The 14890-nt window shown below is 36.4% G+C and carries 14 protein-coding genes; 3 read left to right on the top strand and 11 right to left on the bottom strand.

What is annotated here, in order from left to right:
* Nucleotides 1-435 precede the first annotated feature (435 nt).
* The 6 genes from KO502_RS13010 to KO502_RS12985 form a co-directional block, all read right to left on the bottom strand.
* Nucleotides 436-1521: a 6-bladed beta-propeller gene (locus KO502_RS13010; protein WP_216022992.1), complete on the bottom strand. Its 1086-nt coding sequence runs from the start codon at nucleotides 1519-1521 to the stop codon at nucleotides 436-438.
* Nucleotides 1522-1796: 275 nt separating this feature from the next.
* A complete protein-coding gene (locus KO502_RS13005) occupies nucleotides 1797-2561 on the bottom strand; it encodes a phytanoyl-CoA dioxygenase family protein (RefSeq protein ID WP_216022991.1) in 765 nt (254 codons plus the stop codon).
* 262 nt (nucleotides 2562-2823) lie between these two features.
* Complete coding sequence (gene aldA / locus KO502_RS13000; RefSeq protein WP_216022990.1) at nucleotides 2824-4272, bottom strand: aldehyde dehydrogenase; 1449 nt, start codon at nucleotides 4270-4272, stop codon at nucleotides 2824-2826.
* A gap of 87 nt (nucleotides 4273-4359) precedes the next feature.
* On the bottom strand, nucleotides 4360-5124 hold the full coding sequence (locus KO502_RS12995) for a 2,5-didehydro-3-deoxy-L-galactonate 5-reductase (protein WP_216023003.1): 765 nt from the start codon (nucleotides 5122-5124) through the stop codon (nucleotides 4360-4362).
* A gap of 58 nt (nucleotides 5125-5182) precedes the next feature.
* Nucleotides 5183-6205, bottom strand: a complete 1023-nt coding sequence (locus tag KO502_RS12990; protein WP_216022989.1) for an alcohol dehydrogenase catalytic domain-containing protein — start codon at nucleotides 6203-6205, stop codon at nucleotides 5183-5185.
* A 31-nt stretch (nucleotides 6206-6236) separates the two neighbouring features.
* Complete coding sequence (locus KO502_RS12985; protein ID WP_216022988.1) at nucleotides 6237-7343, bottom strand: mandelate racemase/muconate lactonizing enzyme family protein; 1107 nt, start codon at nucleotides 7341-7343, stop codon at nucleotides 6237-6239.
* 453 nt (nucleotides 7344-7796) lie between these two features.
* Between KO502_RS12985 and KO502_RS12980 the strand changes: the two genes are divergently transcribed.
* Nucleotides 7797-8567 carry an IclR family transcriptional regulator gene (locus KO502_RS12980; protein WP_216022987.1) on the top strand — a complete coding sequence of 257 codons (771 nt, stop codon included), beginning with the start codon at nucleotides 7797-7799 and terminating at the stop codon, nucleotides 8565-8567.
* A 56-nt stretch (nucleotides 8568-8623) separates the two neighbouring features.
* Here the strand turns inward: KO502_RS12980 and KO502_RS12975 are convergent, their stop codons facing one another.
* Complete coding sequence (locus tag KO502_RS12975; protein WP_216022986.1) at nucleotides 8624-9520, bottom strand: OmpA family protein; 897 nt, start codon at nucleotides 9518-9520, stop codon at nucleotides 8624-8626.
* A gap of 239 nt (nucleotides 9521-9759) precedes the next feature.
* Between KO502_RS12975 and rnt the strand changes: the two genes are divergently transcribed.
* Nucleotides 9760-10464, top strand: a complete 705-nt coding sequence (gene rnt / locus KO502_RS12970) for a ribonuclease T (RefSeq protein WP_216022985.1) — start codon at nucleotides 9760-9762, stop codon at nucleotides 10462-10464.
* 231 nt (nucleotides 10465-10695) lie between these two features.
* On the opposite strand, the gene KO502_RS12965 is transcribed toward rnt, so the two are convergent.
* Nucleotides 10696-11301 (bottom strand): peroxiredoxin C, encoded by a 606-nt coding sequence (locus KO502_RS12965; protein WP_216022984.1) that lies wholly within the window; start codon nucleotides 11299-11301, stop codon nucleotides 10696-10698.
* A 211-nt stretch (nucleotides 11302-11512) separates the two neighbouring features.
* Nucleotides 11513-11848, bottom strand: a complete 336-nt coding sequence (locus KO502_RS12960) for a Grx4 family monothiol glutaredoxin (RefSeq protein ID WP_101345016.1) — start codon at nucleotides 11846-11848, stop codon at nucleotides 11513-11515.
* A gap of 335 nt (nucleotides 11849-12183) precedes the next feature.
* Here KO502_RS12960 and sodB point away from each other — a divergent pair, with 335 nt between their 5' ends.
* Nucleotides 12184-12765: a superoxide dismutase [Fe] gene (gene sodB, locus KO502_RS12955; protein WP_216022983.1), complete on the top strand. Its 582-nt coding sequence runs from the start codon at nucleotides 12184-12186 to the stop codon at nucleotides 12763-12765.
* 95 nt (nucleotides 12766-12860) lie between these two features.
* Here the strand turns inward: sodB and lolE are convergent, their stop codons facing one another.
* Nucleotides 12861-14129, bottom strand: a complete 1269-nt coding sequence (gene lolE / locus KO502_RS12950; protein WP_216022982.1) for a lipoprotein-releasing ABC transporter permease subunit LolE — start codon at nucleotides 14127-14129, stop codon at nucleotides 12861-12863.
* Nucleotides 14122-14880 carry a lipoprotein-releasing ABC transporter ATP-binding protein LolD gene (gene lolD, locus KO502_RS12945; protein ID WP_216022981.1) on the bottom strand — a complete coding sequence of 253 codons (759 nt, stop codon included), beginning with the start codon at nucleotides 14878-14880 and terminating at the stop codon, nucleotides 14122-14124. The genes lolE and lolD overlap by 8 nt, the downstream gene beginning before the upstream one ends.
* Nucleotides 14881-14890 lie beyond the last annotated feature (10 nt).

Below are 14890 nucleotides of genomic sequence, written 5' to 3'. Positions count from 1 at the left end.
ACCCTGACACAGGTACTGAAGAATCTGATTCTGGTGGTAGTTTCTCAGTAATATCAGCGGGGTTATTAGCAATCTTTTCTGTATTTAGATTAACATTTCGTCGCCGTAATAAGGTTAAAATTAAAAATTAAGATTAATCTTATTTAAAAATTTATATCAACTTTAAAAATAAAAAGCTCCTACATTGTAGGAGCTTTTTTATTTTAAAAACTAATATAAAGTTAGCAATTAATTAAATTACTAACTTTGTGTGGAAAGTAAAAATTAAGCTGGTCGCTTAATTGTATTAATCATTCACAATTGAGGTTAAATAATGCCCTCATTCTAAACAAGTTAAAATAAATATCATTGTGAACTAAATGACTGTAGGTGCAGGGTTTAATAAAGCGTTAAGAAATTCACTAAATAACCTGAGATCAGTTTAGTAATGACCACCTACAGGTGCTGATTATTTACTTTAGTCAATTTAAATGGATAACTTTGATTACCACGCCATTGGCCAATATATAAGTTACCCGCATTATCTATACACATACCATGACAATGTTTAAATACATCCCATGTAGTTGACATAGTTTGCAACTTCCCATCAATATAAACAGGCTCTGTACCACCTAGGTTAGCAATTACTTTATTATTTTTATCAAAAACACTAATAAACCCAGAATCCTGTGCATTTTCATCATTAATATGTGACCAACAAACAGGGGCAAAAAAATTATCACCACTAAAAACAGGACCATGAATATACGCACCAGGAGTTTCTATCGTTTTACGGTAGCTTCCATCTAAATTAAATAGCTTTAAGCATTGTTGCCAACGAGAGCTTACAATTAAATGCGGATCATCGGGATTTCTTAAATCGATACCAATGCCATGGGTATTAACTAAGTTGTAATTAGTGTCTTCATTTTTTTGACCGCCCCAATGGCGAATATAACGTCCGTGGCAATCATATTGAATGACATAATCAGATCCATAGCCATCGGTTATATAAATATCACCATTAGGCGCTACAGCAATGTCTGATGGTCGAAAAGGCATATCTGGCTCATAGATACCAATTGTTACAGGGTGGCCTATGGTAAAAACTAATCGACCATCAATGGTTAACTTAGCAACAAAACCTTGTTGAGCTATAACTTTATTAGTAGGAGAATCCCAGTCATCAGTATTTACTCCATCCCAATGCCTGTTTAACACCCAACCATGATCAACAACATAAATAAACTCTTCACCGTTTTCATTGACAATTTCAATAGAATGCGCGCCTGGAAACTCACTTCCCCATGCTTCATTCAACGTGCCATCAGGGTTATACACAATAAAATTGTTTTGGGTATTGTCTGTTAGCATGAAAATCCTACCTTGTGAATCAATAGCTAAATCATGACAATTTTCGACGGGATTTTTTGTAGGGTCTAATTTCCCCCACTGGGTATCAACTTTATATTTAAAATCACCATGACCTATGATTAAACCATGTGGGTCAATAGCAGATTTTGGAAAATAATTAGACATATATGCTCTCCTTAACTTCGGTGTTGTAGGACTTTGCTGTGTTTAATTAGCATTAAACGACTTGAATATTACAAACAAAAACGGTGCTTGATTAGCACCGTTTTAAATAAAAACTATTTTACATGCTTATGTAGTTTATCTAGGGAACATCTTGTACACGTCATCTTCGGCGTTTCTGATCGAAGGGCACGCTCCTTGTATCAACTGTACTGCCGATTAATAAACTACGAGAATAATGCGCCTTAGACAAATATATAGGCTTGTTATTTTAAAAATTACGACGCTTTCCAGTTTATAATTGCATCATCATCAACACGATTAAGTGGAAAGTACTCAGCCTCATTTTCTTCAAAAGGTTGGTTCGACATAGCATTATAAGCACTAATCATAGACCAACGAGGGTTGTCCGATTTATTTTGATTTGATTTATGCAATAAATTACAGTCAAAAAATAAGGTATCTCCCGGCTCTAACTCCACATAAACTAACTCTAAAGTTTTCATTGCTTCTTCCACAAACTTTAATTCAGCACCCTTTTGATCGCCCGTTTTATTATGATTTAATCGCCCTAATTTATGTGACGCCTTTAAAACTTGTAAACAGCCATTTTCTTTGGTTGCCTCACTAATTGCTACCATACAGCTTATTGCTTTTGGATATAACATTAAGTTGTCATGATGCCAGTAACCAAAATCTTGATGCCATTCCCAAGCTCCGCCAACTTTAGACTCTTTCATCATCACTTTGGTACTGGTGTGATACATCTCTTCACCAATAATTTGCTCACATGAGTCAATTAAACGACGACTACGGGAAAACATACTATACAAGTCATCTGTAGTTTCTTGCCAAATACAAACTTTACTCACAGCACCTGTACTGTCTTTTTGGTGCCATGCATCACTGTGTAACCTAGGGTCGTTATATGCGACTTCTTGTAAACGAGCAACTTCTTTGTCATTGAAATAACCCTTTGCAATAACATAACCATTTTCATTGAATTCTGCTATTTGCTCGTTCGTTAATTTAATTTTATTCATTATTTAGTTCTCTCAGTTATAGAAAAATTACTCACTTTAATGAACATATGGTAAATATTAAATAACACAATATTCATATACAAACATTGTATTCAAATAGAAATACACAGTAAAGTATTATTTAAAAAAATAATGACTTTATTTCAGGCACAAAAAAGCCGATAGTAATATTACTATCGGCTAAATACCCAAAGGGTGCGAGTACGAAAGGAAAGAGGTAAACCTCTATAATAGGAACTTAAACAATAAGTTTAATAATGCTCTATTTTTCCATTAGGTAAACTGTTTTCTTCTCTAAATATTGCTCAAGACCGAATTTACCATCTTCACCACCAAAACCACTTTGCTTCCAACCGTTATGGAAACCTTGATGTTGTTCACCCATACCACGGTTAACGTAAACTTCACCAACGTCTAAATCATTAATAGCTTTATTAATGTCAAAGAAGTTTTCTGTAAATATGTAAGCACTTAAGCCGTAAATACTGTCGTTACAATATTCAATTGCTTGGTCCATATCTTTTACTTTAATAATCGGTAAAATAGGTCCGAATGTCTCTTCATGTACCGCTATATTATCTTGGGCAACATCAACTAATAACGTTGGTTCGTACCAACAACCGCCTTCAAAGCCTTCAACTGAAGCAAGTTTTCCACCAGTTGCTACTTTAGCGCCTTGTTTAATACTTTCTTGCACTATGTGATCAATGTTTTCAATTTCACGTTGATTACATTTAGGGCCCATTTGTGAGTCAGGATTCATTGGGTCACCAACACGTAATGATTTTACTGCCGGTAAAAATTTATCCATGAACTTTTCATACACGCTTTCTTGAACATATAAACGTTCAACACAAGTACAAACTTGACCACAGTTAGCAAAACGCCCCCAAAGTGCAGCATCAACAGCTTTATCTAAATCAGCATCGGCCATTACTACCATAGGTGCTTTACCGCCTAACTCTAGCATTACTGGCGTCATGTATTCTGCAGAGGTTTTATAAATTTGCTTACCCGCAGCAGTCGAGCCAGTCATGGTAATCATTTTAGTAATTGGGCTTTCACATAAGGCTTGACCAACAACAGAGCCTGAACCATTAATTACATTTAATACACCCGCTGGAATACCAGCTTCGTTGGCTAAACGACCCAGCTCAGTTGTTGCTAATGGTGTTTCTTGTGTAGGCTTTAATACAATAGAGTTACCAGTGATTAGTGCAGGACCAATTTTACGTCCAGCTAGTGCCAACGGGAAATTCCATGCGGTAATACCAACAACAACACCACGTGGTACTTTATGAATATATATTTTTTCATCTTCATTATCAGATGCTAAAATATCACCTTCAATAGTTAGTGCGTGATCGCAAGCATAGTCAATAAATGTTGCGGTTACGTCTACTTCCATTTGTGCAACGTTAAGCAGTTTACCTTGTTCAGCCACTAACATCGGGGCTAAAACATCTTTGTTTTCACGAATTTTATTGGCAAATGTACGCAGTATATTTTGACGAGTACGAGCAGTTAGTTTTGCCCATTTTTTTTGACCTGCATCTGCAGTTTCAAGCGCAAACTGTGCATCTTCAGCACAACCTTTTGGAATCTCGCCAATTTTTTTACCTGTTGACGGGCTTAATATATCAATAGTGCCTTCAGCTTTAGAAGCTACATATTCACCATTGATAAAATTTACATTATTTTTAAAGTTCATAAATAATTTCCTTTAGCAAAAATTCGATTAACCCTTTTGAAATTAATCGAATTAATTGGCTTAATTTTTTATAATATCGATGTCAGCCTATCGGCCCATCCATCCGCCATCTACTAATAAGATAGCACCGTTAACGTAGCTTGCTGCTTCAGAAGCTAAAAATACTGCAGGGCCTTTAAAGTCTTCTGGGTTGCCCCAACGACCTTGTGGAATTCGGCCTAAAATGGCGGCATTACGCTCTGCATCATTACGTAAAGCTTCAGTGTTATCGGTATCGATATAACCAGGAGCAATAGCATTAACATTAACGCCCTTACCTGCCCACTCGTTAGAAAGAGCCATAACTAATTGACCAACAGCACCTTTACTTGCTGCATAACCAGGTACTGTAATGCCACCTTGGAAGGTTAATAATGAAGCGGTAAAAATTACTTTACCTGAGCCATTCGCTATCATTTCTTTACCAATTTCACGGCTTAGAATGAATTGCGCATTTAAATTAACTTCTATAACTTTGTCCCAAAGATCATCGCCATGTTCAGCAGCTGGTGCACGTAAAATAGTACCTGCATTGTTAACTAAAATGTCGATTTTAGGAAAGTCCGCTTTAACTTGTTTGATAAACGCATATAACGAATCACGATCAGAGAAGTCACATTGGTAACCTTTGAAGTTTTTACCTAAGGCTTTTACTTCTTTCTCAACATCTGAGCCTTCAAGCTCTAAGCTTGCTGAAACACCAATAATATCTGCGCCCGCTTCTGCTAAGCCTAAAGCGATACCTTTACCGATACCACGTTTACAACCAGTTACTAAAGCAACTTTACCTTCTAAGCTAAATTTTTCTAACATGTTATTCATTTCTAATACCTTATGTTGAAGCATTTTTAATGCTTCGTTAGATGCATTTTTATTCTGCGTTACATTCAACTAATGCTTTCATACCTTCAGGGTTACCATCCATACTTGCAAAGGCACTACCAATATCAGCTAACGGGCTTACTGAACTAATAAACGGTTTCAGATCAATTTGACCTGATGCGATTAATTCAATTGCCCAATCAAAGTCTGCCGCTTCATATACACGAGCACCTAATAACTCTAATTCTTTCCAGAAGAATTGGAATAAATCAATTTCAGGTTTTTGAGAGTGAATTGCAACCATTACGATACGACCACGACGACCAGCAATTTGAGTCATTGCATCAATAGCAGGTTTAACACCTGATACTTCAAAAACTACGTCAGCACCTTTCGTGCCAGTCCACTCATCAACATAAGCGGCTATGTCTTGCTCAATTGGGTTAATTGATTTAACACCTAATTCATCCGCAAATGCACGACGACTTTCATTTGGCTCAGACACAAGTACTTCAGCACCTACGCTTTTAGCTACTGCGGCAACTAATTGACCAATTGGGCCACCACCAAGTACAACTGCTTTTTCGCCTGCTTTTAAACGTGAGCGACTTACATCGTGGCAAGCAACAGATAATGGTTCAACTAATGCACCTTGTTTTAAATCTACACCGGCAGGTAATTTATGTAATGTACGTGCTTTCACTGTCCAACTTGATTGGAAAGCACCTGGAGTGTCAATTCCCATAAACTTAAGGTTTTGACAAATATGTGTAAGGCCTGCTTCACAAGTAGGACATTCGCCACACCAATCTAAAGGACGAACAACAACTTTATCACCAACATTAAAACCTTCAACGCCGCTACCTATATCAGCAACAACACCTGAAATTTCATGGCCAATTGTTTGTGGAATAGATACACGTTGATCCATAACACCGTGGTAAATGTGCATATCTGTACCACAAATACCTACATAGCCAACATTTAATCTAACTTCGCCAGCTTCAGGAGACTTCTCTTCACCTGCAACTAAATCAAAACCTTTATTACCTATATAACGAGCAGCGATCATTTTATTTCTCCCTTAAGAGTGTTTAATTAGTTTATTTAATCAAGTATTGATCAAGTAGTGCATCATCAAAAACAACGCCAGTACCTACTACATCGGGAGCAATTGCTCTGCCGTTTTGATCTAGTTGAAGTGGATATTTTGTATATTGGTCAATTGGAAATGAATGCACTTCCAAGTAACCAGCATGTGATTGTGATGCAAGTAAAGACACATGTAACTCATGCATACCATGGCTACAAAGTGGTAAATTATTTTCTTTAGCCATTTTCGCAACACGTAGAAAACCAGTAATACCACCGATATTTGAGGCATCAGGCTGTAAATAACTTAACTTTGATTGTGCTATCGCGTAACCAAACTCATGTAAAGTATGTAAGTTCTCACCCATAGCTAATGGAATATTGATATTGTCCGCTATTTCGGCAAAACCTAAATAATCATCAGGTATAGTTGGCTCTTCAAACCAAGTAATATCGTATTGTTCAATGGCTTTGCCAAAGACAATAGCTTGCTCTACCGATAAAGAATAATTAGCGTCAACCATAAATACAGTATCAGGACCAATAAGTTTTCTAACAGCAGCAACACGCTCTACATCTTCTAAGTAGTTTTCTTTACCTACTTTAATTTTTACAGCGTTAAAGCCTTTGTCTAAATAACTTTGAATATTGCTTAATAATTTGTCTTGAGAGAAATTAAGATCAATACCGCCTGCATAACAAGCTGTAGTATTATTTGCACCGCCCGCAACTTTCCATAAAGGTAAGTTTTCACGTTTACAACGAATATCCCATAAAGCGATATCAACTGCTGACATAGCAAAACTCACTAAGCCGCCGCGACCTACGTAATGTAAATGCCATTCCATTTCATCCCAAATCTCTTCAATTTGGTCTGCATTTTTCCCTAGCAATAAAGGCTTGTATTCATCTTCTAACAATGAAGAAATAGCACGTCCGCCTTTACCTCCTGTATATGTATAACCAACACCTTCTGTACCATCTTCACAGGTGATTTTACATAGGATTAACTCAAAATGAGTGTGATCTCCGTGTTTCGCATCAGACAATATTTCAGCAAGAGGTACTTGATAGTACTTAACTTCTATTGCTGCTATTCTATTAGCCGTTGAATTCATAATATATCCATCAAATCTCAAAATATAACAAACAGTTTATTGTTAACAATTTACACTGTACTATGGTTTTTGTAAAGTTAACTTTGAATTATTTCTTAAGTTTACGGTGATTAGGTAACTCAGAAGTGCTTAAGGTTGATTTTTTCTAATAATAAGTCAAAAAAGCATACAAATAACGAGCATTATTAACCAAGTTTGAAAATATCAATGGTAAGACTAATAAAGCCGATACGACGTTTATGGTTAAGATAATTATATGCGTTGTTAATATTAGGGCTTGCTGTTCTTTCGTGGTTAAAATTCATTCTATTTAAAAACGAGTAACAATGAGTAAATTCGTTGCAAATGAAATAGGTATATAGCTATATTTTTCAAAACGACTCTAATACACTACTTTCTTCATTCTTAGCTGATTATTATAGCTATTAAATAAAGTCATTAACGGGAATACAAATGAGCACGGAAAAAAGTAACAAATATGCCGTACCTGCACTCGATAAAGGTCTGGATATACTTGAGTATCTAGCCTCAAAAGCAGTACCTTTATCACAAACTGAGATAGCGCAAGGTATTGAGCGATCTAGTAATGAGATATATCGAGTACTAGTAGGCTTAGAGAGTAGAGGTTATCTAATACGTGACGAAATATCAGGAAAATACAGTGTATCGTTAAAGCTATATAGCCTTTCTCGAAAAATATCTCCAATTGATCAACTGCGTCAAACGGCGATTCCTATAATGGAAGATTTTTCAGCACAATCTGGATATGCTGCCCATTTAAGTATTCTTTATCAGAGTAAGGTGATGGTTATTATCCATGCTAGAAGCCAATCCGCTCTCTCACTTTCCATTGCAGAGGGTACTCTATTCCCAACAACAGATACAACTTCAGGGCTAGTATTGTTAGCTAACAGCAATGAGCAGGTAAAACAGCTGATTTATGACCGTGATAAAAGCTACAGTCAAATGAATAAAAAAACTAAAGCTGAGCTTGAGCATACTTTAGAAGATATTTTACGCAACGGTTATTGCTTTAGAGAAAACAAATTAACAACTGGGGTAAGTGATTGCGCGACTATTATTGGTCAGCCTAAAGGTGCGGTTATTGCAGCATTAACAGTTTCATCGCTCACCTCAGCTATAAAGGATGAGGAAGAAAAGCAGCAATTGATTCAATCATTAAAAGAAACAGCAATATTAATAACAAAACAGTTAGGCTACTAGTGCTTATACCAAATTGATTAAATTAATTATTAATAAGTCGTATACAGCCATTCACTTTATGGCTGTTGCAATTGAATAACAACACGTCTGTTTTTTGCGCGCCCTAATGTAGTTTCGTTAGAGGATATATGGCGTTTTTCTCCGTAGCCTTTCGCTTCTATACGACTAACTTCAATACCATTTTGCACAAAGTACTCTCTAATTTTAGCGGCACGGCGTTCAGATAGTTTTAAGTTTGACCAACGACCACCATAACTGTCTGAGTAGGCATCAACTAAAACTAACTCTAGTTCAGGATCAAGGCTTAAGTACTCACGGATCATTTCCATACGTCTTTGCGATGCTTTGGTAAATTTATCACTACTCGATTGATAATTAAGTACCGTATAAGAAATATCATCAAAACTGTAATTAAGTAAATTACCAACACAACTAACAAAATCTACATAAGCTTTTTTAAAGCGTGCTGTTGATAAACCTACTGATATTTTATCAGATTCGCTATACCAGTCATTGTAATAAAAAGTTGGGCTCATGCCCTGCTCTAATTCATTTAACATGGTCCAAGCTACTTTTTTAGGTAAGCTAGGATTAAATTGTTTTTGTAACTTCATATCAGCTAAGGTGCGTGATCCAACACCTGGTTGCCAACTTGGAGCAACACTACGTACCTCAGCTAAAGAATAACTATCAGGCAAGCGCATCATGTCTAATTCAAATTCCATATTAAGATCACGACTGGCTTTAGCTGAGAAACGTGCTTCTCCGTAACGAGGAATTTGATGAGATAAAGTACATTGCAAACGAGAATCGTTAGAAAGTTGCCATTGTGAAGTTTGAATATCCGCACTGTATTGACGTATACCCGCTTGCGCGTTACTTATAAGTAAACTCAAGCTGATGCTAGTTACGGCAATAATGTAAGTCGTTGTAGATACAATTATTTGTTTCATAATTTGGCACATATCAATAGCGGTAATAAATAAAGCACTTAAATAAAGAGGCATTATTTGTTTAGGATATATAAGGTATCGCCCTAAACTTAGATAACTTTAGCATTTTATCGCTGAAATATCGATTTTGATATTAAAAAATAGCGTTAATGAATGAATAACCGCTTCCGCTGTCGTTTTTAAACGAAGTTTCTGCGATAATCCTAACACTCTTTAAAACCCAAATTATTTAGTGACCAATGTCTGAATCAAGCCCTACTGTTAGTAAAACCAACTCGCCATCAACTAAAGAATCCGTAAAAAGCCAATTTGCGCAGCGTTTTCGTGGTTATTTCCCCGTTGTTATTGATGTTGAAACCGCGGGTTTCAACGCGCAAACGGATGCACTACTCGAATTGGCAGCATCGGTATTATCCCTTGATGAAGAAACAGGCGATTTTTCAATTGATGAAACTATTCAATTTAACATTGAGCCGTTTGAAGGAGCCAACTTAGAGCCTAAAGCATTAGAGTTTACCGGCATAGATCCAACAAACCCCTTACGTGGTGCAGTTGAGGAAGAAGAAGCACTTAAAGCCTTGTTTAAATTAGTGAGAAAGAAAATGAAAGCAGCAGGTTGTCAGCGTGCAATTATTGTTGCCCATAATGCCGCTTTTGATTTAGGTTTTTTAAATGCAGCAACACTACGTTGTAACATAAAACGTAGTCCTTTTCACAGTTTTGTCAGCTTTGATACCACAACACTTGCTGGTCTTGCTTTAGGACAAACAGTGTTAGCGAAAGCCTGTATGACCGCCAATATCGATTTTAATAATTGTGAAGCACATACTGCTTTATATGATACAGAGAAAACTGCCGAACTGTTTTGTTATATTGTTAATAAATGGCGTGCTTTAGGTGGCTGGCCATTAGCAACAGATTCAGAGAATGATAGCGAAAATTAAAATCATAACTAACACGCTAACGAACATAGAACTTTACCAGCTATTGTACGTAACAATACCAATTTCGATAACTTTGTAGCCTATCGGTACTCAGCAAAATAGATAAAGACAAGCCTTTGAATAACAACTTGACCTAAATTACAAACATAAATTACAGACATAAAAAAACCGCTTTCGCGGTTTTTTTGTTTTAATATTTACAAAGTGAGCTAATTAAATAGCTCGTGTAAATTATAACTTGTCAGCGTTATCTGCAAGGTAAGAAGCAACACCTTCTGGAGAAGCTGTCATGCCTTTGTCGCCTTTGTTCCAGCCTGCAGGACAAACTTCACCGTGATCTTGGTGGAATTGTAATGCATCAACCATACGTAACATTTCATCTACGTCACGACCTAATGGTAAGTCGTTAATAACTTGGTGACGTACGTTACCTTCTTCATCAATTAAGAAAGAGCCACGGAATGCAACGCCAGCTTCTGGATGCTCAACATCGTATGCTTGACAGATTGCGTGCTTAGTATCAGCAACTAAAGTGTATTGTACTGGACCAATACCACCTTCATTTACTGGAGTGTTACGCCATGCGTTATGTGAGAATTGTGAATCGATTGAAACACCAATTACTTCAACACCACGGTTTTTGAACTCTTCCATACGGTGATCAAAAGCTAAAAGCTCAGATGGACAAACAAAAGTAAAATCTAATGGGTAGAAAAAGATTACTGCTTTTTTACCTTTGATTGCTTCGCTTAATGTAAAGCTATCTACAATTTCGCCGCTACCTAAAACTGCTGCTGCTGTGAAATCTGGTGCTGGACGACCTACTAATACGCTCATTTTATGCTCCGTTATTTTTTATAAAAAGTGTGTGTATAAAAAGTGTGTGTATAAAAATTTACTTATAATGTTTACTTATAAGATTATGAAAAACTTTACACATCATGTTTCTCAATAAATTTATAACTGCTGTTTACATGTCTCTAACTACATATAGGGACAGAACTATAAATATCAATTAAATAACTGATATTTATTATAATTGGTTGAATTAACCTTCTGCTGCAGCACTTTTAGCTGCGGCTTCTTTAATTAAAGTTTGTAATTCACCTTGTTGAAACATTTCCATAATAATGTCACAACCACCTACTAATTCACCATCAACCCATAATTGTGGGAAAGTTGGCCAGTCAGCGTACTTAGGTAGTTCAGCGCGAATATCAGGATTTTGTAAAATATCAACATACGCAAATTTTTCTTCACAAGAAATCAAAGCTTGTGAAGCTTGTGATGAAAAACCACAACTAGGTAATTTAGGAGACCCTTTCATATATAGCAAGATTGTGTTTTCGCTAATTTGTTCTTTAATGCGTTCGATTGTGTCCATAATACCCTCTATTAATTTAATGCTTATTCTGTTCTTCGTTTACATATGGAGATGAAAAATAAATTATCAACTCTTTTAAGTATCTTTAGGTGACTTTTCAGAAAATAACACCACTTAGTTACAATATCACTACGATACGGCTACGATAAAAAATAAAACAACGACTATTATTTAAAATAGCTTGCTATAAAGTAGCTTAACTATTGATTTTAAAATATATAGGCTTGATAATTACCTATGTAATACCAATATATAAACAATACTTGAGCATTTTACTCAGGTTTATATGAAAAAACATCAATTTTTGATTAAAAAATTACATCTAGGAGAGCATAATGTCCATCGAATTACCTGCATTACCATACGCCCAAGACGCTTTAGAGCCACATATCTCAGCAGAAACATTGTCATTCCATTACGGCAAACATCACAATACTTACGTAGTAAAGCTTAACGGTTTAATCGGCGGTACTGAATTTGAAAACAAAAGCTTAGAAGAAATCATTAAAACGTCTTCTGCTGGTATTTTCAACAATGCTGCACAAATTTGGAATCATACTTTTTACTGGAACAGCTTAAGCCCTAACGGCGGCGGCGAGCCAACAGGTGATTTATTAGCTGCAATTAACAGTACTTTCGGTTCTTTTGCTGAATTTAAAGCTAAATTCACTGATAGTGCTATCAACAACTTCGGCTCTAGCTGGACTTGGTTAGTAAAAAATGCTGACGGTAGCTTAGCGATTGTTAACACTTCAAATGCTGCTACTCCATTAACAGACGAAGGTGTTACGCCATTAATCACTGTTGATTTATGGGAACATGCTTACTACATTGATTACCGTAACTTACGTCCTGATTACCTTAACGGTTTCTGGGCATTAGCTAACTGGGACTTTGCACAAGCAAACTTCAGCTAAGCGTTATTCAGTTTTATCGTTTAACGATAAAAATAAAAAGCCGATTAAAGTGTTTATACTTTAATCGGCTTTTTTGTATTTGCATTACAACTATTTTATTGTTGACCTAGAACCTGCGCAGGCTCTATTTTAGTTGCTCGCCAAGCAGGATAAATTGTGGCTATAAAACTCATAATAAGTGCAGTAATAACCGTGGCATACACATCACTACTATGTAACACACTTGGTAAATAATCAACAAAATAAACATCGCCAGATAAGAAGGTTATTCCCATAAACTCTTCTATTGTTCGAATAATATCAGTAAGGTTTAAAGCCAAGTAAATACCACAACCAGCGCCTAATAAACTGCCCACCACGCCATTCACTAAACCCTGCGTAATAAAGGCAAGCATAATTGTCGTTGAGCTAGCGCCCATGGTTTTTAAAATAGCGATATCACCCTGCTTTTCATTAACGGCCATAATTAATGTCGATACTATATTAAAACTCGCAACCGCTATAACTAAGACTAAAACAATAAACATCACCATACGTACTAATTGAATATCATTGTATAAATGACCTTGCTCACGAGTCCAATTATTAATATAAACATAATGATCAAAATTATAAGATACTTGACGACCTATTGCCGCAGCAGAAAAAACATCATTAACGCTTAAGCGTATACTTTGTGTTTCTGTTATATCGTAGCCCATTACATCATTAGCCAGATTAAGTGGAATATAGGCTAATGTGTCATCAATAGTACCGCCAAATTTAAAAACTCCGACTATTTCAACAGTTTTTGTTACGGGAGAGGAAAACACTTGTTTTATATTACCGGTACTTTTAGGTGGGGGTAGCAATAATTGAATTTTATCGCCAAGTACTACATTTAATTTTTTAGCGACACCACTACCAACAACAATATGATTTTTCTGCTCTTGGCTGCTTGCTAAACGTTGCCAGTCACCATCAATAATATAATCATTAATACTCGATACTTGTTTTTCTAGTTCAGCGTCTACGCCTCTCACCTCTACTGCTTTTAATGCTAAACCGTGTTGCAACATACCTGTTAGCTTAATCACTGGCGCCGCAGCAATAACATTGTTTGCCGACCCCATTTTTTCTATCGCTTTGGGCCAGTTTTTTATTGGTGCATTAACCCCTATTAATTCAACATGCGGCACTATAGATAAAAGTTTTTTCGTTAGCTCACGTTCAAAGCCGTTCATTGCACTTAACACCACAATAAGTACCATAACACCTAAGGCAATCCCAAAAGTTGAAGAGGCAGAAATGAACGCGGAAAAACCGTTTCCTTGTCGGCTTCTAACATAACGCCAACCTAAAAATAAACTTAACGGTTTAAACATGTGACTCATTGTCCTGATTATTCTCGTTATCAATCTTCTCTGTAGATGGCATTTCATCAGCAAAAGAGACCAAATGTCCTTTCACTAATTTAACTTGCCTGTCCATACGGCTCGCTAAAGCTAAATCATGGGTAACAATAACAAAGCTGGTATTAGCACTGTCGTTGAGACTGCGAATAAGTTGATATATTTGCTCTGCGGTATCACTGTCTAGGTTACCTGTTGGCTCATCAGCTAAAACAAGTGACGGTTTAGTTACCAAAGCACGAGCAATGGCAACACGTTGTCGCTCACCACCGGATAGCTGTGCGGGACGATAATCAATTCGATGTGACAAACCAACTTGCTCAAGCATTTCTTTAGCCGCGGCTAACGCCTGTTTAGAGCTACCACCTTTAATCATCAATGGCATAGCTACATTTTCTTGAGCGGTAAACTCCATCATTAAATGGTGAAATTGATAAATAAAACCAATGTGTTCATTTCTAAACTTGGCTCTTTCTTTATCGGATAATTGATGAATATCAACATCGTTAATTAACACCTTTCCAGAGCTTGGGGTATCAAGTGCGCCAGCAAGATGTAAAAAGGTACTTTTACCACAACCGGAGCTTCCTACTACAGCAAGTAATTCTCCTTTATCAACACTAAGTGCTAAGTCCTTTAAAACATGGGTTTCAATATCGCCTTGCTTGTATGACTTTGACAGGCCTTTGCATTCTAATACTTTACTATTTGCTAAATTGCTCATTGTTATGCTC

It is taken from the genome of Colwellia sp. E2M01 (assembly GCF_018860585.1).
Lineage (GTDB): Bacteria > Pseudomonadota > Gammaproteobacteria > Enterobacterales > Alteromonadaceae > Colwellia.
The sequence above is the reverse complement of the archived record's forward strand: the minus strand, read 5'-3'. Positions and strand labels throughout refer to the sequence as shown.

What these genes read in the sequence shown, in the direction of transcription:
- KO502_RS13005 (WP_216022991.1), bottom strand. Translation starts at nt 2,561, where the DNA reads ATGAATAAAATTAAATTAACGAACGAGCAAATAGCAGAATTCAATGAA.
- KO502_RS12990 (WP_216022989.1), bottom strand. Translation starts at nt 6,205, where the DNA reads ATGATCGCTGCTCGTTATATAGGTAATAAAGGTTTTGATTTAGTTGCA.
- aldA (WP_216022990.1), bottom strand. Translation starts at nt 4,272, where the DNA reads ATGAACTTTAAAAATAATGTAAATTTTATCAATGGTGAATATGTAGCT.
- KO502_RS13010 (WP_216022992.1), bottom strand. Translation starts at nt 1,521, where the DNA reads ATGTCTAATTATTTTCCAAAATCTGCTATTGACCCACATGGTTTAATC.
- lolD (WP_216022981.1), bottom strand. Translation starts at nt 14,880, where the DNA reads ATGAGCAATTTAGCAAATAGTAAAGTATTAGAATGCAAAGGCCTGTCA.
- rnt (WP_216022985.1), top strand. Translation starts at nt 9,760, where the DNA reads ATGTCTGAATCAAGCCCTACTGTTAGTAAAACCAACTCGCCATCAACT.
- lolE (WP_216022982.1), bottom strand. Translation starts at nt 14,129, where the DNA reads ATGTTTAAACCGTTAAGTTTATTTTTAGGTTGGCGTTATGTTAGAAGC.
- KO502_RS12975 (WP_216022986.1), bottom strand. Translation starts at nt 9,520, where the DNA reads ATGAAACAAATAATTGTATCTACAACGACTTACATTATTGCCGTAACT.
- sodB (WP_216022983.1), top strand. Translation starts at nt 12,184, where the DNA reads ATGTCCATCGAATTACCTGCATTACCATACGCCCAAGACGCTTTAGAG.
- KO502_RS12960 (WP_101345016.1), bottom strand. Translation starts at nt 11,848, where the DNA reads ATGGACACAATCGAACGCATTAAAGAACAAATTAGCGAAAACACAATC.
- KO502_RS12985 (WP_216022988.1), bottom strand. Translation starts at nt 7,343, where the DNA reads ATGAATTCAACGGCTAATAGAATAGCAGCAATAGAAGTTAAGTACTAT.
- KO502_RS12980 (WP_216022987.1), top strand. Translation starts at nt 7,797, where the DNA reads ATGAGCACGGAAAAAAGTAACAAATATGCCGTACCTGCACTCGATAAA.
- KO502_RS12965 (WP_216022984.1), bottom strand. Translation starts at nt 11,301, where the DNA reads ATGAGCGTATTAGTAGGTCGTCCAGCACCAGATTTCACAGCAGCAGCA.
- KO502_RS12995 (WP_216023003.1), bottom strand. Translation starts at nt 5,124, where the DNA reads ATGTTAGAAAAATTTAGCTTAGAAGGTAAAGTTGCTTTAGTAACTGGT.